At 65.2% G+C, this 17,015-nt stretch carries 15 protein-coding genes; 11 read left to right on the forward strand and 4 right to left on the reverse strand.

The window, feature by feature from the left end:
* The first annotated feature begins 70 nt into the window (after positions 1–70).
* Positions 71–1,018, forward strand: a complete 948-nt coding sequence (locus B9Z01_RS27725; RefSeq protein WP_085488750.1) for a phosphoribosyltransferase — start codon at positions 71–73, stop codon at positions 1,016–1,018.
* On the opposite strand, the gene B9Z01_RS27730 is transcribed toward B9Z01_RS27725, so the two are convergent.
* Positions 996–2,678 carry an ATP-binding domain-containing protein gene (locus B9Z01_RS27730; RefSeq protein WP_085488751.1) on the reverse strand — a complete coding sequence of 561 codons (1,683 nt, stop codon included), beginning with the start codon at positions 2,676–2,678 and terminating at the stop codon, positions 996–998. The genes B9Z01_RS27725 and B9Z01_RS27730 overlap by 23 nt on opposite strands.
* Positions 2,679–2,863: 185 nt before the next feature.
* Between B9Z01_RS27730 and B9Z01_RS27735 the strand changes: the two genes are divergently transcribed.
* Positions 2,864–3,490, forward strand: a complete 627-nt coding sequence (locus tag B9Z01_RS27735; RefSeq protein ID WP_085488752.1) for a glutathione S-transferase family protein — start codon at positions 2,864–2,866, stop codon at positions 3,488–3,490.
* A 209-nt stretch (positions 3,491–3,699) separates the two neighbouring features.
* Positions 3,700–4,290 (forward strand): Fur family transcriptional regulator, encoded by a 591-nt coding sequence (locus B9Z01_RS27740; RefSeq protein WP_085488753.1) that lies wholly within the window; start codon positions 3,700–3,702, stop codon positions 4,288–4,290.
* 185 nt (positions 4,291–4,475) lie between these two features.
* On the opposite strand, the gene B9Z01_RS27745 is transcribed toward B9Z01_RS27740, so the two are convergent.
* The gene (locus tag B9Z01_RS27745) at positions 4,476–4,988 is read right to left on the reverse strand and encodes a response regulator (protein WP_085488754.1); all 513 of its coding nucleotides are present in this window, start codon (positions 4,986–4,988) and stop codon (positions 4,476–4,478) included.
* A gap of 601 nt (positions 4,989–5,589) precedes the next feature.
* On the opposite strand from B9Z01_RS27745, the gene B9Z01_RS27750 reads away from it, so the two are divergent.
* Positions 5,590–6,321, forward strand: coding sequence for a ribonuclease activity regulator RraA (locus B9Z01_RS27750; protein ID WP_085488755.1), 732 nt, complete (start codon positions 5,590–5,592; stop codon positions 6,319–6,321).
* A gap of 48 nt (positions 6,322–6,369) precedes the next feature.
* Here B9Z01_RS27750 and B9Z01_RS27755 read toward each other — a convergent pair whose 3' ends face one another.
* A complete protein-coding gene (locus B9Z01_RS27755; RefSeq protein WP_085488756.1) occupies positions 6,370–7,185 on the reverse strand; it encodes a TetR/AcrR family transcriptional regulator in 816 nt (271 codons plus the stop codon).
* 75 nt (positions 7,186–7,260) lie between these two features.
* Between B9Z01_RS27755 and B9Z01_RS27760 the strand changes: the two genes are divergently transcribed.
* From B9Z01_RS27760 to B9Z01_RS27770, 3 genes are all read left to right on the forward strand, one after another.
* Positions 7,261–8,796 (forward strand): MDR family MFS transporter, encoded by a 1,536-nt coding sequence (locus tag B9Z01_RS27760; RefSeq protein ID WP_085488757.1) that lies wholly within the window; start codon positions 7,261–7,263, stop codon positions 8,794–8,796.
* 440 nt (positions 8,797–9,236) lie between these two features.
* The gene (locus B9Z01_RS27765) at positions 9,237–10,316 is read left to right on the forward strand and encodes a hypothetical protein (RefSeq protein ID WP_085488758.1); all 1,080 of its coding nucleotides are present in this window, start codon (positions 9,237–9,239) and stop codon (positions 10,314–10,316) included.
* 274 nt (positions 10,317–10,590) lie between these two features.
* Positions 10,591–11,670, forward strand: a complete 1,080-nt coding sequence (locus B9Z01_RS27770) for a TAXI family TRAP transporter solute-binding subunit (protein WP_085488759.1) — start codon at positions 10,591–10,593, stop codon at positions 11,668–11,670.
* 43 nt (positions 11,671–11,713) lie between these two features.
* Here B9Z01_RS27770 and B9Z01_RS27775 read toward each other — a convergent pair whose 3' ends face one another.
* Positions 11,714–13,162 (reverse strand): aminotransferase-like domain-containing protein, encoded by a 1,449-nt coding sequence (locus tag B9Z01_RS27775; protein WP_085488760.1) that lies wholly within the window; start codon positions 13,160–13,162, stop codon positions 11,714–11,716.
* Positions 13,163–13,273: 111 nt separating this feature from the next.
* Between B9Z01_RS27775 and B9Z01_RS27780 the strand changes: the two genes are divergently transcribed.
* From B9Z01_RS27780 to B9Z01_RS27795, 4 genes are all read left to right on the forward strand, one after another.
* The gene (locus B9Z01_RS27780) at positions 13,274–14,161 is read left to right on the forward strand and encodes a DMT family transporter (RefSeq protein ID WP_085488761.1); all 888 of its coding nucleotides are present in this window, start codon (positions 13,274–13,276) and stop codon (positions 14,159–14,161) included.
* Between the two features lie 138 nt (positions 14,162–14,299).
* Complete coding sequence (gene sapR / locus B9Z01_RS27785) at positions 14,300–15,205, forward strand: sap1 transcriptional regulator SapR (RefSeq protein WP_085488762.1); 906 nt, start codon at positions 14,300–14,302, stop codon at positions 15,203–15,205.
* Positions 15,206–15,406: 201 nt separating this feature from the next.
* Positions 15,407–16,000 carry a GNAT family N-acetyltransferase gene (locus B9Z01_RS27790; protein ID WP_085488763.1) on the forward strand — a complete coding sequence of 198 codons (594 nt, stop codon included), beginning with the start codon at positions 15,407–15,409 and terminating at the stop codon, positions 15,998–16,000.
* Positions 16,001–16,093: 93 nt separating this feature from the next.
* Positions 16,094–16,960, forward strand: coding sequence for a MerR family transcriptional regulator (locus B9Z01_RS27795; RefSeq protein WP_085488764.1), 867 nt, complete (start codon positions 16,094–16,096; stop codon positions 16,958–16,960).
* Positions 16,961–17,015: the final 55 nt, after the last annotated feature.

The raw sequence follows: 17,015 nt of genomic DNA on the forward strand, positions 1-17,015 counted from the left end.
TCAAGCCCGCGAGCCGCCGGCGTCCCCGCAGACACTCGCCCTCCACGCGCCACGCGGCGCTTCGACAGTCATGAACAAGCCGGTCCTGCCCCTGACGTATGAACAGCTCGATCACTGGATCGAATCGCTGCAACCCGCCTTGCTCGCCGAGCGCTTCACGATGGCGCTCGGCATTCTGCGCGGCGGCGCGCCGCTCGCGCTGATGGTGTCGCACGCGGTCGGCACGCCGGTCGCGTTCCTGCGCTACGACCGCGGTTCGCGCACGGCCGCCTGGGATTCGACGCTGCCGATTCCGCCTGCCGGCTCGAAAGTGCTGTTGTGCGAGGACATCGCCGGGCGCGGTTTCACACTGACCGATTGCATCGCGTTCCTGCAGGGGCACGGGCTCGAAGTCAGAACGCTGACGGGCGCCGTCGACGATCTGAGCCGCACGCAGCCCGATTACGCGATCGACGCGCGCGGCTACTTCGCGCTGTTTCCGTGGGAGCGCCAGGCGTACACCGAGCGCTATCGCGACGACTGGGCGCGCGTCGAAGCCGGCGCCGCGCCCGCGATGGCCGACGACCACGAATATGCGGCATACGCGATCGACCTCGACGGCATCCTGCTGCCCGACGTGCCATCCGCGCGTTACGCAGAAGACCTCGCCGCCGCACTCGCCGAACGCGACGCGCTGCCACCGTTCGAGGTGCTGCCCGGCATCGACCTGCGGCGCGTTCGCACGATCATTACCGGCCGTCCGGAGATGGATCGCGCGCGCACCGAAGCGTGGCTCGCGCGGCACGGCTTCGGCCATCTGCAACTCGTGATGCGCGCGCCCGGCGCGCACGACGACAGCCCTGCCGGCGCGGCGGCTCACAAGGCTGGCGCGGCGCTGCGCGGCGGCGTCACGCATTTCGTCGAAAGCGATCCGGTGCAGGCGCTGCTGATCGCTCAACAGGCGCCGCTTTTGCGCGTGATCTGGTGGGATGCGCTGACGCGCACGGGGATGCTGGTCAGCGCACGGGCGTGGGGCTGAGCGCAGGCGTGTCGAGTTGCAGATGCCGCGCGGCCCGCTGCGACGCGACGACGATCAGCTTCATCGTCGCGCGCGTCGCACCGACGAACAGCTTGCGCGCGATGCGCTCGTCGAACGCATCGAAGTCGACCTCGGTGAAGATCACGCACGGCGCCGCCTGCCCCTTGAAGCGATAGATCGACTCGAACAGCACGTCCCCTTCGCGATACTCCGGATTGCCGAACAGATCGTATTTGCCGGTGAAACTGCGCAGCCGATGCGGCCCGAGATGATCGAGCGCGGTCATCGCCGAGCCTTCGCGGCCGCGAAACGACAGCACCGCAATGTCCTGCTTGCGAAAACCGAGCGACAACGCCTGAGTGATCGCGCGCTTGGTCGCCTCGATGCTGCTGTCGGCGGCTTGCGCTTCGTCATAAACGGACAGCGCGACCTCGGAGCCGTCGAACGGGCTGCCTGATGCGAGCGCCGCGGCGAGCGGCACCGACGCGCCCAACACGCCGCGCAAGTAGTCGAGAATGTCGCGCGGGCTGCGGTAGTTGGTGGTTTCCGTCAGCAGGGTCCAGCCCGGCAGCGCGACCGGCTCGCGCATGTAGAGATTCTGCAGCGGATCTTCGAGCCACCACCACGCGCCGCCCGGGCGCAGCAGCCGTTCGAGCGCCGCGACCCACGGCTGCTGGAAGTCCTGCCCCTCGTCGACGATCAGCACGTCGAACTGCCAGTGCGGCCCGATCGGCGTGTCGGCGAAGACCGCCTCCAATTGATCGAACACCTGCGCGGACTGGAAATCCGGCGCGCGGCCCGCGTCGCGCGCGACCCAGTCGCACAACTGGTGATAGTTCGCGACCTTCGCCTCGGGCGGCGCGACCCGCGCGATGTGATCGGCGAGCGGCCGGTTGAAGCACACGTAAAGCGGCCGCGCGCCGCGCGCCACCGCGTCCTTCATGACCTGCACCGCGAGCTGCGTCTTGCCGGAGCCGGCCGTGCCGATCACGCGCAGACGGAACGGCGAGAATTCGAGCCGCCGCGCCCAGGTCGCGAGTCCGCCCGCGAGGCGCGTGACGAGCGTGCCCGCCTGCCCGACGAGCGCACTCGTGTCGGGCGTGAGCGCGAGTTCGTCGGCGAGAAAGTGGTGGATTTTCGATGCGCAGGCAAGGCGCGGTTCGTCGGCCGGCAGCGCTTCGCGGATCACCGCCGCAAGACGGTCGCGCCGGTTCGCGTCGACGATGCGCGCCGGGTTCACACCGGCAATCGCTGCGTCCTTGACGATGTGGTCGGGACAGTACAGCAGTTCCTCGATGAAATACGTGCCCGCGCCGAACGCCGCGGTGAAGCGCCGATGCAGACTTTCGATCGTATGCGCGAGCGCGATCGCGACGTTGCGCTCGGTCTGCAGATAGACCTTGACGAGCCCCTTCGGCGTTTCGCGCAGAAAACCGGTTTTCTGTTCGACGATCATCACGCGCCCTGCCGGGCTCACGATCACGAAGTCCGCCTCGCCGAACACCGAGAAGTTCTGGTTCAGACGCGTCCAGTGCACGCCGTGGTAGACGGTGTAGTCGGCGGGCAGCGCCTTTTCGAGCAACGCCAGCGTTTCGCGTTCGCGCGCGGCCGCGCCGGTGGCTTCGAGGCTCTTCCAGTCGTCGGGAACAATGCGGGCCATGCGGTGCCTCAATGAGTTGAGATGCGTGAGTCCAGATGCGCGGTTCAGGGTGCGGTCATTGTACGCAACGGCGTAGCGCCGCAGGCGCGCCTGGCGCGCAACCGCGCGCGCATCGTGTATCGTTACTGGCTGAACGCCGCGCACCGTGCGCGGCTTGCCAACCGTAAAAGAAAAGGATTCACCGGATGCTTACAATCTGGGGACGCACCAATTCGGTCAACGTCCAGAAAGTCTTGTGGTGCTGCGACGAACTCGTGCTGCCGTTCGAGCGCATCGACGCCGGTCTGCAGTTCGGCCGCAACAACGAACCCGAATATCTCGCGATGAACCCGACCGGCAAGATTCCGACGCTGGTCGACGACGACTTCGTGCTGTGGGAATCCAATTCGATCCTGCGCTATCTGGCGATGCAATACGGCGAATCGAGCCTGCTGTATCCGCCCGAACCGAAACTGCGCGCGAGCATCGACCGCTGGCTCGACTGGTCGCTGTCCACACTGCAACCCGCCGAGCGCCCGGTGTTCTGGACGCTCGTGCGCACGCCGGCCGAGCAGCGCGACATGGCCAAACTCGCCACGGATGCCGCCGCGGTCGGCCAGTTGTGGCGCCTGCTGGACGCCCATCTGCAAGGACGCTTCTTTCTCGAAGGCGAGAAGTTCACGCTGGCCGATATCGTGATTGGCACGTATACGAAGCGCTGGTTTGGGGTCGACGGCCTCGAGCGGCCGTCGCTGCCGAATCTCGAACGCTGGTATTCGCGGATTGCGACACGCTCGGGCTTCAAGAAATACGTCGACTTCCCGTTGACCTGAAGCGGCCGTTCAGTTGCCGACCGAGTTGTCCACCGAGTTGCCGGAACGGCGCTCGGCCTCACGCTGGGCCGGTCGCTATCCGCTATCCGCTATCCGCTATCCGTTGCCCGCTGCCGGTTGCCGGTTGCCCGCGTCTGCGTTGCCGCTCGTGCGGGCCCATGAACCCACGGCCGGGCGCGGCGCAACGCGCAGACCTCTATAATCGACGCATGAAGACCGCCAAGCCCGCCGCAACCGGCCATCAGGCCACTCCCGCCCATTCCGCCGATGCGCACGAGCGCCATGAGCATCCTGAATCCGCGCACGCCCACGGCGCGTCGCAGGAAGCCGCTCTCGCGCTCGCCGAGGAATATTGCCGCGAACGCGGCGAAAAGCTCACGCCGATCCGGCGCAAGGTGCTCGAACTGCTGCTGAATTCGGGGCGCGCGACCAAGGCTTATTCACTGCTCGACGAAATGCGCCAGATCCATCCTGGCTCGGCGCCGCCGACCGTATACCGCGCACTCGATTTTCTGCTCTCGGCGGGGCTCGTGCACCGTATCGAATCGATCAACGCATTCACCGTGTGCCACGATCTGACGCAATGCCAGCATGGCATCCTCGTGGTCTGCCAGCAATGCGGCAGTGTCACCGAGTTGCACCAGCCGAAGCTGCGGCAAGCGCTCGTCGCGCAGATCGAGGACGCGGGCTACCGCCTCGCGAGCGACGAAATCGAACTGAAGGGATTGTGTTCCGCCTGTCAGGCGGCGGGGGCGGCGAGTACGGCGGATGCCTCGGCGCCGGTGGCCGCGGCGAAATAGCGGCGTGCCGCGCGGCCTGGTGTGCGGGTTGCGCCAGGGTTCTGCTGTGTCGTTACGGCACGAGCCTTGCCCAACCTCATGAGCACGATGTGCTACGCGTCATGCATCGAGACATGATGCGTAACGCACGCAAAGCAGCAAGCCCTACCACCCGCCATCCTGCAACACCCGGTACGAAGCTTGAATCAGCCGGCCGCACGCGCGTCGATCGCGTCGTGCAGCAGCGTCACCAGATCGTCGGGCAAAGCGGGTTTGGTCATGAAATGCTGAAAGCCTTCGCCGATGCTGCGCAAGCGATATGCGTCTTCGGTATGTCCCGTGATGGCCACCGCCACCGCAGGTGAATGACCGCCGCAAATCTCGTGATCGCGCAGCCGCTGGATCAGATAGAAGCCGTCCATCGCAGGCAGGTCGAGATCGCAGACGACCGCGTCGGGCAGCAGGCGCATTGCCGCTTCGACCCCCTCTTCCGCATCCGCGACCGCGCAAACCTTCGCGCCTTCTACTTCGAGTAACAAGGTCAGCGACTCCCGGCTGTCCGGGTCGTCCTCTACCAGCACGATCGTGGCCTGATCGAGCCTCATTGCTCCGTTCATTGTGTGTTGTTGCTCTGGAAAACCGGTTAGGCCATCTGAACTGGCCAATGTTTCACTCTGCTGCTTGCCGCCGATCCGCGCGGCTGTGATGTTGCTCTCCATGGTTCCGACTCGATTTCGCACGCCGAGTTGCAAACAGGTCCGCGATTGTAAGGTGTCGCGCTCGTCATCTTCCCAAGTGCAACGCGTGCGCACGGTAACGCGCCAAAATTGCACGCTGATGAAAAAACGGCCATCGGCGCATGCCGCGCGTCGTCCGCTCACCCTTCGCTGGGTTGCCACGGCTCGCCGATTGCCCGCATCCGATTCGCCGATACGGTTCGTGCAAACCTCGTTCACACGGTCTTCACCGCCCGGCATCACTTCTGTCCGCTCCTGTCCTGCAGACTGTTTGCGCAATGCCGGCGCTTTCGTTCGCCGCGCGCGGCCGTCGCGCTCATCCCGCATCTATCCCTACAAATAGCATGTCGCGTGCCTTGACGTGCTGCTTCGCGTCGCGCGAACAGCGTCCTCGCAATGCGGTGCGGATACCTTGCTGGTGAGATTGGCGGCGGCGCTATCATCGTGAGCGCATAAGCGTACGCGTGCCTCGCTTTGACACGATTTGCACGAGCGATCTGCACAAACGATCTGCACCAACCCAAGGCATTGTCAACCGGCGTCCCCCATCCCATCCCTACCCAATCCAAGGCCATCCGACACCATGTCCGTTACCACGTCCGCTCCCTCCCCCGCGACGCTCGACATCCTTCGCCATGTCAGCACCGCCACGCTGACCACGCAGTTGTTCAAGCGCGGCCTGCGCAACACGTTCATGCAAGGCGTCGCGCCGCTCGCCCCGCACAGCGGCGCGAACCTGGTCGGACCTGCGTTCACGCTGCGCAACATTCCGTCGCGCGAGGACATCGACGTGCTCGAACTGTTCACGGACCCTGAATACGCACAACGCAAATGCGTGGAAACGATCCCGGCCGGTCATGTGCTCGTGCAGGATTGCCGTGGCGAGCGCGGCAGCGCATCGTTCGGCTCGATTCTTTCGCTTCGTTTGCAGGTACGCGGCGTGGCGGGCATGGTGTCCGACGGACCGGTACGCGACAGCACGACGATCGCCGCGCTCGACATGCCGGTGTTCTGCGCGGGAGCCAGTGCGCCGCCCAATCTGATCCGCCATCATGCGGTCGATATCAACGTGCCGATCGGCTGCGGAGGCGTCGCGGTGTTTCCGGGCGACGTGATCGTCGGCGATGCGGATGGTGTCGTCGTGATTCCGCTCAAGATGGCCGACGACGTCGCGCAGGCCGCCGCCGAACAGGAACAGCTCGAAGCGTTTCTTACCGAGCGGATTCGCGAGGGCGCCGTGCTGCCGGGCACCTATCCGCCGAACGACGCGACGAAGGCAGCGTTCGAAGAATGGAAGAAGAAACGGGGGATTTAAAGCGTCATTCACGCGATCCGCACGCGCATTCCAGATGCGCGCGCCGCGTCAATCGCCCTTTTTCGGCCCGATGCCCTGGACCAGCAACGCGACCGCGTGCCGTGCGATCTCCTCGCCGCCGACGTTGCGCCGCGCGGGATCGTTGCACCACAGCTTCGAGGCCGCGAGCGGCAGAACCGTCATGCCGAGCAACGTGACGAATACCAGCGCGGGTTCGAGCGCCGCGTTCAGGCGCCCCTCCTTTTGCCAGCGCGTGATGGCGGAGAGCGACGCCTTCTGATGCCCGTTGCCGAAGCGCTCGTGCATGCGCTGGCGCAGCAGCCCGCCGTCGCTGATCACTTCGCGCACCCACAGCGACGCGAACCACGAGTGGTCGCTCGCGACCTGCACGAGCCGGTGCGTCAGTTGCGTAATTGCCGCGACCGGATCGTCGGGATGTTCCTGGAACGGCGCGCCGAGGCTCGCGCGTAACGGTGCGAAACGCTCGTCGATCAGCACGTCGAGCAACTGATCGCGCGTCTTGAAGTAGTAATGCATCATCGCGGGCGTAAAACCGGCCTCACGTGCAATCTCGCCGAGCGAAGTCTCGACGATGCCCTGCTTCGCGAACAGCGTGAGCGCCGCGTCGAGCAAACGGGCGCGCTGCTCCGGGCCGCGCGCGGCGCCGGTGGGCCGGCCCGGGCGGCGGGCGGCGGAAACAGTCGATGCCGCGGCAGCAACGGCCGCGGCATCCGCATCACCTGATGCCGCCCTGACGGCGCCACGCTTCGACGCATTGCGCTCTTTCTCTACGCCCCGTGCACGCGGCGGCGCAACGCTCGCCACCGGCTTCACCACGGAGTCGCCTGAAGGAATCCTTGCCATTGCATTCAATTTGACGTGAGAGACGATGTCGCATATATTAATCTCTCAATTAATTAATTTCAATGCATCATTGCCATGGAACATCCCGTCACGACCCAGCCCATCGAGTCTGCGCAACCGGACTCGCGGCCGGCCCCGCCCGCCACCGGCCATCCGCCGATCCGGCTGCTCTTTCCGGCGCTGCTGCTGGTCATGCTGCTCGCCGCGCTCGACCAGACGATCGTCTCGACCGCGCTGCCGACCATCGTCGGTGAACTCGGCGGGCTCAACAACCTGTCGTGGGTCGTGACAGCGTACCTGCTCAGTTCGACGATCGTCGTGCCGCTGTACGGCAAGTTCGGCGATCTGTTCGGCCGCAAGATCGTGTTGCAGACCGCGATCGTGGTGTTCCTCGTCGGCTCGGCGCTATGCGGCATCGCGCAGAACATGAGCCAGCTGATCGTGCTGCGCGCGCTGCAAGGGCTCGGCGGCGGTGGCCTGCTCGTCGTGACGATGGCCGCGATCGCCGACGTGATTCCACCCGCCGAGCGCGGCCGCTATCAGGGCGTGTTCGGCGGCGTGTTCGGTCTTGCCACGGTAATCGGTCCGCTGCTCGGCGGCTTTCTCGTCGAACACCTCACGTGGCGCTGGATCTTCTATATCAACCTGCCGCTCGGCATCATTTCGCTCGTCGTGATCGGCGCGGTTTTCCGGCCGCACGTGCGCCACGTCAAGCACACGATCGACTACATGGGCGCTGCGTTTCTTGCCGGCGCGCTCACCTGCATCATCCTCTTCACGAGCCAGGGCGGCACGATCCTGCCGTGGTCGTCGCCGCAACTGTGGTTCATGCTCGGCATGGGCCTCGTGGCGATCTGGGGCTTCATCCATGAAGAGCGCGGCGCGGCCGAACCGATCATGCCGCTCGAACTGTTCAAGGACCGCACGTTCGTGCTGAGCAGTCTGATCAGCTTCATCATCGGCGTATCGCTGTTCGGCTCGGTCACGTTCATACCGCTCTATCTGCAGGTCGTAAAAGGCTCAACGCCATCGGAAGCCGGCATGCAGATGCTGCCGATGATGGGCGGTCTCTTCATCATGTCGATGGTGACCGGCCGCGTAATCAGCAAGATCGGCAAATACCGCATGTTCCCGATCATGGGCACCTTGCTCGTGTCGATCGCGATGCTGCTGCTCGCGCGTCTGCAGATCGATACGCCGATTCACGTGATGTATCTGTACATGGGCCTGCTCGGCTGCGGTCTCGGCATGGTGATGCAGGTGCTGGTTCTGGCGGTGCAGAACACCGTCGAATTCAAGCATATGGGCGTCTCGACGTCGGGTGTCACACTGTTCCGTTCGATCGGCGGCTCGATTGGCGTTGCCAGTTTCGGCGCGGTGTTTTCGAACGGACTCGCCGCGCGCCTCGAAAAGCTGATCCCGCCCGATACCGAGTTGCCGCATGCACTCGGCCCCGCCGCGATCCATCAGTTACCCGAAGCGTTGCGCGACGATTATCTGCATGCTTTCGCCGGCGCGCTGCATACCGTGTATCTGTCGGCCGCGTGTGTCGTGGTGCTGGCTTTCGCGCTTGCGTGGTTGCTGAAGGATCATCCGCTGCGCAAACATTGATCTCGACATGCTTGCATCCGTGATCCGATAAAAGCGCTGATGCAAGCGTTTAATTGACGACTATCGCAACGAGGCCGAACGCAGCGCGTATCGGCCTCGTTGCGTTTTCACCGCTCGCCTTGCATTGCAACGTACCGCATCGGCGCATGGCATTTCTGCGCAAGCGACATGAAAAAAACCGCGAATACACTCGTTCTCAGCGCATGAGCATTTTTTCGTCATACCTGCCAATGTGCGGTAGCGCACACAGCATCAGTACGAGCGTAGATTGACGTTTCCGATGAAACACCACATATTGAAAACAGCAGCGGCGTAGGCACGGCTTACGTCTGCGAGACTGTTTGGCGCATGTGGATCGTGATTCCGCGGACAAGAACTCCAGCCTCGACGCGATCCGGAGCATGCCGTAATGGCATCGTTTTCCACAGGTGGGCCACAGCATGTCCACTCAGACCGTAACCGGCCATAGCTTTCCGACACCCTGCAAACGCTGCGGTGGCGCGCTGTACCGGCAGGTCGACTACTGCCCGTATTGCGGCGCCGTGCATCCGCTCGACCCGGACCCACACCCTCACCAGCGCGCGGTGATACCAGGCAGCCGCGCGAGCGCCACGCATAAGCCCTTGCACCAACTCGACGGCGAACTCGACGCACCGGACGTGCTGAACGACAGCGGCCCCGTCGCTCACCCGATGCAGCCCGAGGAAGCCCTTCCCGAAGTGCCGGTCATGCGTACGGCGCTCGTCTCGCCCGATACGCCGATCCCGCCGCTCGAAGAGCCGCTGTACGTGCCACGCAGCCCCGTGCTGACGATTCGTCGCGTGCTGTATCTGATCGGCGCGCTTGTCGTAATCGGCCTGGCGTATGTCGGCTATGCACTACTTAGCGACACGAGCGACAGCGAAGATACGGATTTCGAGACAATTACTCAGGATGCCAGAACGACGACCACCGGCACGATCGCGCCGTTCGCGTCGGCTCCATCGGCAATTCGATCGCAGGCGGCCCATTCGTTCGCCGCTGTCAGGCCCGCGACGCCCGCCATGCCAGCCGCACCCGCCACGACCGCCACGCCCGATATACCGGCAAGGCTCGCGCCGGTCGTGCCGGCCGCCCCAGTTGCACCTGTCGCGCCCCTCGTCGCCGCAACACCCGCGAAGCCCCCGCTGCAATTCCGCGACGCCGCACAGGCATTGGATGCCGCGCGTCTCGCATTGCGCGCCAACGATCTGTCCAAGGCGCAAGCGGCGCTCGCCGCCGCGCAGACGTTGCAACCCGGCAATACTGATGCGAAAGACCTGGCCGCACAGTTGCGGCCGCTTGCGGAGCGGCGCGACAACGCATTGCAAGCCGCGCAAGCCTGTGTCGCGCAGCAGTCGTGGCCTTGCGCACGGCAGCACGCGAACGAGGCGCTCGCGATCGACAGCAACAATGACACGGCGAGAAGCGTTCTCGAGCGCGTGATTCGCGAAACCGGCTGGGCGCCGCTCAATCCGCGCACGACGCCCCGGCGCGATTAGCGGCAGATCGAGGGCAACGCGCGCGAAGGCTTCAGCGAAGGTCCGGGAATGGGAATTGACCTGATTCCTCCCGGCCTCAGAGGAAATTATTCCGGATACCAAATCAAATTTTCGCTGTCCACGCTGGCCCACCCGTTACCGTGTGTCCTCTGAGAGGAAACAGACGGAATGAACCAGCGCCACACCTTGAACATGACATCACAGCCGGATCACTGGCGCTTCGCGCGCGCCGACGCGGGAAGCTCGATAAACCTGACCGATAGGTAGAGAGACCATGCTGAAGAGACTTCTCGCGGGATGGCTGGGGCTGGCGGCAATGGTCGTATGTTCGCTGGCGGGCGCGGAACCGGCGCACTACAAGATCGTCACGGGCCCGGAGCGCGGCACGTATATCCAGATCGGTCAGGATTTGTCGAAATGGGTGGCGCAGCCGGTCGGCATCGATCTGGAAGTGCTCGCCTCGAAAGGATCGGCCGAAAACGTGCAGCGCATGCGCTTCGAACCCGGCGTGAAGCTTGCGCTCGTGCAGTCCGACGTGTACCAGGCGTTCATCGACATGGCGAACGCGGGCAATGCCGATGCGGGCACGATGATCCGGCCGCTGCGGCTCATCATGCCGCTCTACGACGAGGAAATTAACGTCGTCGTGCGCGCGGATTCGCCGATGAAAACACTCGCCGACATCAAGGACAAAACCATCAGCGTCGGCCTGCTTGGCAGCGGCACCGCGCAATCGGCGACGACGCTCTATCGCCTGATGTTCGGCCAGCCGATTCCCGAGCAGAACATCCAGCACCTGAGCAACGAGGACGCGCTCGCCGCACTGATCGTGAAGAAGGTGGACGTCGCGATCATCGTGGTCGGGCAACCTGCGAAGCTCTTCAACGACATGAATCCCGACCTGCTGCAACAGTTGCGCCTGTTGCGAGCCGACCCGAACGCGCCGGAAACCGCCCGCGCGAAGCAGACCTACTTCCCGACTACGATCCGTCAGAGCAGCTATCCTGGCTGGCTCAAGGAAGATGTGCCGGGCCTGACCGTGAAAGCGTTTCTCGTCACTTACGATTACGGTCTGCGCGATACCGTCAGCAATCTGGATCATTTCGCCGACTCGCTGTGCGCGAACTTCGATAATCTGCAGGAGCACGGCCACCCGAAATGGAAGCAGGTAAAACTCGAACTGCCGACGCTCGTGCGCGGATGGAAGTACTACGGACCCGTCGAAAAGCACCTGCGCGCCTGCATGACGAACCGCAGCGCAGCGCTGAGCCCGACCGCCGCACAAGCGCAGGCCGCACCGAAACCGCGCGCGCTGTGCACGGACCAGGAGCGGCTGCTTCTGCTGTGCAAATAGCACGCGAATAACGCCCACCTGCACGGCGCAAAAGCGCGAGTGCTCAGACGCGCTCGCGCCTAGCGGCACCTGAGACGGCGTTCGCATCCATCGCCCGTTGCAACGCCTCGTACACCTTCGGGCGATTGCATTGCGACACGTTAAAGCGCAGAAAACCGGCCGCTGTCTGCGACGCGCTGAACACGTTGCCCGGCGCGAATACCACGTCCGCGCAAAGCGCGTGACGCGCGATATCGGCTGCATCGAGCGCGCCGGGCAAACGCGCCCACACGAACAGACCCGCGCGCGGCCGCGTCCAGATATCGAGTCCCGCATAGCCGAGACGCCTGATCGTCTCGCTCATCGCATCGGCGAGCTTCGCGCGCATCGCTTCGAGATGACGCCGGTAGGTGCCGTCCACCAGCATCCGATGCACGACGCTCGCAGCGAGCTGGCCGTTGCCGAACGACGTCGCGAGCTTCAGATCGATCAGCGGCTCGATCCATTCGGCGCGCGCGGCGATGTAGCCGCAGCGCACCGCCGCCGACAGCGTCTTGGAAAAGCTGCCGATCGACACCACCCGCGCGAGCCCGTCGAACGCCGCAAGACGCGGCGCGGCTTCGTCCTCGAAGTCGGCGAAGATGTCGTCCTCGACGATCAGCAGATCATGCTCGCCCGCGAGCTTGAGCAGCCGATGCGCGACGGCCGGCGCAAGCGTCGCGCCGGTCGGATTGTGAATCGCCGAGTTGGTCACGTAGAGCCGCGGGCGATGCTCGATCAGCGCGCGCTCGAACGCCGCCAGATCCGGACCTTGCGGCGTGTACGGCACGCTCGCGATCCGCACGCGATGCGCACGCAGCAAGGCCTGGAAATTGAAGTAGCACGGATCGTCGATCAGCACCGTGTCGCCCGGCTCGAGCAGGAAGCGGCACACGAGATCGAGCGCATGCGTGCCGCCGTCGGTCAGCACGATCTGCTCGGGCGGCGCATCGACGCCGTGCTGCGCGAGCCGCCACGCCAGTTGCTGACGCAGCGCGGGCAAGCCGGCCGGGCTCGCGTAATCGGCGAGCAGCGACTGCGGATCGCGCGCGACCGCGCGCAACGCGCGGCGCACGCCGTCTTCCGGCAGCCACGACGCCGGCATCCAGCCGCAGCCGGGTTTCAAGACTTTCGAGCCGGTCTCCAGCGACTGCCGCGTCAGCCACAACGGATCGACCTCGCGATCGAGCCGCGGCCCGAGGTCGGCAAGCGTGAACGGCGGCGCATGACCCGACACGAAGAAACCGGAGCCGCGCCGCGCGACGATCACCCCTTCCGCAACCAGACGGTCGTATGCTTCCACCACCGTCGACTTCGACACACCGAGCGTGCCGGTCATCGCGCGGATCGACGGCACGCGCGCACCCGGCATCAGCGAACGGCTTGCGATGCGCTCGCGCAGACTGTCCATCACGAGGCCGACCCGCGTGCCCGCGGTCGCTTCACCGTTCCCGCCGCTCCCATTTTCCGGCATCTGTACTGCTCCATGTTCGGTACAGTTTGTACGAAGTGTACTGATCTGTAGCTTACCGTTTACGTCGACGAGGCGCATCATGGGCCTCTTCGACAGGCATGGATTCTTCCAATGGATAAGACAACCAACGGCTGGCTCAGCGGTCTCGTGGGCGTGCTGATTTTCAGCGGTTCGCTGCCGGCTACGCGTCTTGCCGTGCAGGGACTCGACCCGGTGTTTTTGACCGTGGCGCGCGCGACGATCGCAGGCATCCTCGGTCTGCTGCTGTTGCTCGTGTTTCGCGAGACGCGGCCCGCGCGGCGCGATCTGCTGCCGCTCGTGGTGGTCGCGCTCGGTGTCGTGGTCGGCTTTCCGCTTCTCACGGCGCTCGCGCTGCGCCACGTGAGCGCGGCGCATGCGATCGTGTTCATCGGCCTTCTGCCGCTTGCCACCGCGATCTTCGGCGTGCTGCGCGGCGGCGAACGTCCACAGCCGGCGTTCTGGCTGTTTTCGGCGCTCGGCAGCGGCGCGGTGGTCGCGTTCGCGTTGCGCCACGGCGTCGACGCCGCGCCGCTCGGCGACGCGCTGATGCTCGCCGCGATCGTCGTCTGCGGACTCGGTTATGCGGAAGGCGCGCGCCTGTCGCGCCATCTCGGCGGCTGGCAGGTGATTTCATGGGCGCTCGTGCTGTCGCTGCCGCTGATGCTGCCGCTCGCGTGGTGGACGCGGCCCGCCTCGTTCAACGGCATCGGCGCGGCGGCGCTATGGGGCCTCGCCTACGTGTCTCTCTTCAGCATGCTGATCGGCTTCGTGTTCTGGTATCGCGGGCTCGCGCTCGGCGGCATCGCGGCGGTCGGGCAACTGCAATTGCTGCAGCCGTTCTTCGGGCTGCTGCTCGCCGGACTGCTGCTTCATGAAGAGGTGCCGCCCTCGATGATTGTCGTCACCGTCATCGTGGTCGCGTGTGTGGCCTTCGCACGGCGCTTCTCGCGCGCGGCGCCGGCGCGGCCGGCCGTCTGACGCGCTGCCCGGCGCGCGGGCGGGTCAAGTCCACTGGCTTTTTCGGGATCGAATCGCACAGCGCGCGGGTCGATATGTCATCATTCCAGCGATGACTTAACCACCTCCGAGCGCCACCGCCCCGCGCCACGATTGACGATGCCGACCGCTTTTGCCCAAACCGTCGAAGCCCGTTTTGCCGAACTCACGCCAACCTCGAAACGCGTCGCGAGCTACATGCTCGCGAACCTCGACCGGCTCGGCCTCGAAACCGCGGACCAGATCGCACAGCAGGCCGGCACGAGCGGCATTTCCGTCGGCCGCTTTCTGCGCAGCATCGGCTACCGCAATCTCGACGACCTCAAGCGCGAGTTGCGCGGCACGCAGCAGCGCCCATGGCTCATCACCGACCGGCTCGACGCGTTTCGCCGTGGCGCGGGCGAGGCGGCGCAAAGCGGCGATCCGGCTGCAACGGATGGCGGCGCTTCGCCGGCTCGCAACGCCGCGCTCGCGCAGTCGCTCGAACTCGAAATCGGCGCGATCCAGCATGTGTACGAACTCGCGCGCTCGCCGGTGTTCGCGCGCGTCGCCGAACGCATCGCGAATGCCGAGGCCATCTACATCCTCGGCATCCAGTCGACGCGCGGCATCAGCAACGCGTTCTACAGTTACCTCGAATACATTCGCCCGCGCGTGTTCTATTCGGACGGCATGTCGGGCTCCTACGTCGATTCGCTGAACTCGGAATTCAAGGCGCCGTATCTGATCGTCACCGACACGCGCGCGTACTCCGCCATCGCGCGCCGCTATTGCGAAGCCGCGTCGCGCCGCGGCCTGCCCTTCGCGCTCGTCACCGATATCTACTGCCCGTGGGCACGCGATTTCGACGGCGATCTGCTGCAGGTAAAGACCGACGTCGGCCAATTCTGGGATTCGCTCGCGCCGCTCACGTGCCTGTTCAATCTGCTGATCTCGGCCGTCGTGGAGCGGCTCGGGCCGGCTATCGACGAGCGCGTCGCGCGCAATCGCGAATTGCAGAGCGAATTCGACCAGTTCGATCTTTGACTCGACAGCGAAGCGGCGTTGCCGCGCCGTGAACGCGCGCCAAGGCATACGCGAAGCCACGCGCACGCAGGTTCACGCACACACGCGGATTTTTGACCCGCTTCAAATCCGCACGCGCGGCAGGCATAGTAAAAAACATCGCCGAACCCGCCACGTCTGTCGCCATAGCGTGAACACACGAGGAACACACCAGGAACCCACATGAGCCCGAGCCGCCCCACGTCCCCGCCCACGCCTGCGCAGCACGCCCCGCACAGCACCCCGCTGATCCGCAACGCCACCGAAGCCGATCTTCCGTCGATCCAGGCGATCTACGCGCACCACGTGCTGACCGGCGTCGCATCGTTCGAGGAGACTCCACCTTCGGTCGACGATCTGCGCACGCGGCTCGCCTCGGTGCGCGGTCAAGGTCTGCCGTACATGGTCGCGGAGATCGACGGCGAGGTCGCCGGCTATTGCTACGCAACGCCGTATCGCCCGCGCGCCGCCTATCGCAACACGATCGAAGATTCGATCTACGTGAGCGACGCGTATCGCGGACGCGGCCTCGGACGCGTGCTGCTGCAGGCGCTGATCGAACGCTGCGAAAGCGGGCCGTGGCGCCAGATGGTCGCCGTGATCGCCGACGGAGGCAGCGGCGGCTCACTGTCGTTGCACAAGCAACTGGGCTTCGAGCTGACCGGCACATTGAAGGCGGTCGGCTACAAGCACGGCCGCTGGCTCGACACCACGCTGATGCAGCGCACGCTCGGCCGCGGTGCTTCAACCCCGCCCGACGACACAACGAACGATTGACGCGTGCAACCAGAGCGAGCGCGATCAGGGCGTGCCACGCCGCGCAAGCCCGCGCGCTGGTGGCGGGCGCCGCCGCCGCGTTAAAATCCGCGCATGCCGAACCTGCCGCCTTCCTCCCCGCCCGCGCCCGCTGATTCCAGCCATCCGGCAAGCGCGGCGCCGCGCAACGAATACACCGTCGACGAACTCGCGCGCGTGAGCGACACCACCGTGCGCAACGTGCGCGCCTATCAGGACCGTGGTCTGCTCGCGCCGCCGGAAAGGCGCGGCCGCGTCGGCGTGTATGACGACACGCACGTGTCGCGTCTGAAACTCATCAACCATCTGCTCACGCGCGGCTACACGCTCGCGAACATCCAGGACCTCATCAAGGCCGTCGACGAAGGCCACGACCTGCGCTCGATCCTCGGGCTCGAAACCGCGATCGGCGGACGCTGGTCGCGCGAGCGGCCGAGAAAATACTCGCTCGTCGAACTGATGCAGATGTTCGGCGACAAGGCTTCGCCGGGCGCGCTCGCTAAAGCAGTCGAGCTCGGGCTGCTCGAGCGCAACGGCCTGTCGTTCGTGTCGGGCAATCCCACCGCGCTCGCCGCGGGAGCAACGATGGCGAAGGAAGGCATTCCGCTCGCCGACCTGCTCGACGCGGTGAGCATCGCGCGGCCACACTTCAACGCGGTCGCGAAGGCGCTCGTCGATCTGGTCGTGCGTCAGCTCGACCGTTACGAAGCCGATGCGCTGCCGCCGCCCGCCGACGTGCCAGCGCTCGTCGATGCGATCTGGCGCTTGCGCCCGCTCGCGAGCGTGCTTGTCGAAAGCGAAATGAACCGCGCGCTCGAAGAAGCCTCGGGCGATTATCTCGGCGGCCGCGTCGCGGCGATCATGGAAAAGAAGCTCGGTCACCCTGCGCAAGGCGAGGTGGCGAAACGCGCAGCGCCGAAAAAAGGGAAAGGGAAGAAGTAAGCCGCGGCGTCCGCGCGGCAGTCGCCCCAAGCTCGAACGCCGCATGAACGTGTTC

It is taken from the genome of Paraburkholderia susongensis, from assembly GCF_900177725.1.
GTDB lineage: Bacteria > Pseudomonadota > Gammaproteobacteria > Burkholderiales > Burkholderiaceae > Paraburkholderia > Paraburkholderia susongensis.

What these genes read in the sequence shown, in the direction of transcription:
- B9Z01_RS27725 (WP_085488750.1), top strand. Translation starts at nt 71, where the DNA reads ATGAACAAGCCGGTCCTGCCCCTGACGTATGAACAGCTCGATCACTGG.
- B9Z01_RS27730 (WP_085488751.1), bottom strand. Translation starts at nt 2,678, where the DNA reads ATGGCCCGCATTGTTCCCGACGACTGGAAGAGCCTCGAAGCCACCGGC.
- B9Z01_RS27735 (WP_085488752.1), top strand. Translation starts at nt 2,864, where the DNA reads ATGCTTACAATCTGGGGACGCACCAATTCGGTCAACGTCCAGAAAGTC.
- B9Z01_RS27740 (WP_085488753.1), top strand. Translation starts at nt 3,700, where the DNA reads ATGAAGACCGCCAAGCCCGCCGCAACCGGCCATCAGGCCACTCCCGCC.
- B9Z01_RS27745 (WP_085488754.1), bottom strand. Translation starts at nt 4,988, where the DNA reads ATGGAGAGCAACATCACAGCCGCGCGGATCGGCGGCAAGCAGCAGAGT.
- B9Z01_RS27750 (WP_085488755.1), top strand. Translation starts at nt 5,590, where the DNA reads ATGTCCGTTACCACGTCCGCTCCCTCCCCCGCGACGCTCGACATCCTT.
- B9Z01_RS27755 (WP_085488756.1), bottom strand. Translation starts at nt 7,185, where the DNA reads ATGGCAAGGATTCCTTCAGGCGACTCCGTGGTGAAGCCGGTGGCGAGC.
- B9Z01_RS27760 (WP_085488757.1), top strand. Translation starts at nt 7,261, where the DNA reads ATGGAACATCCCGTCACGACCCAGCCCATCGAGTCTGCGCAACCGGAC.
- B9Z01_RS27765 (WP_085488758.1), top strand. Translation starts at nt 9,237, where the DNA reads ATGTCCACTCAGACCGTAACCGGCCATAGCTTTCCGACACCCTGCAAA.
- B9Z01_RS27770 (WP_085488759.1), top strand. Translation starts at nt 10,591, where the DNA reads ATGCTGAAGAGACTTCTCGCGGGATGGCTGGGGCTGGCGGCAATGGTC.
- B9Z01_RS27775 (WP_085488760.1), bottom strand. Translation starts at nt 13,162, where the DNA reads ATGCCGGAAAATGGGAGCGGCGGGAACGGTGAAGCGACCGCGGGCACG.
- B9Z01_RS27780 (WP_085488761.1), top strand. Translation starts at nt 13,274, where the DNA reads ATGGATAAGACAACCAACGGCTGGCTCAGCGGTCTCGTGGGCGTGCTG.
- sapR (WP_085488762.1), top strand. Translation starts at nt 14,300, where the DNA reads ATGCCGACCGCTTTTGCCCAAACCGTCGAAGCCCGTTTTGCCGAACTC.
- B9Z01_RS27790 (WP_085488763.1), top strand. Translation starts at nt 15,407, where the DNA reads ATGAGCCCGAGCCGCCCCACGTCCCCGCCCACGCCTGCGCAGCACGCC.
- B9Z01_RS27795 (WP_085488764.1), top strand. Translation starts at nt 16,094, where the DNA reads ATGCCGAACCTGCCGCCTTCCTCCCCGCCCGCGCCCGCTGATTCCAGC.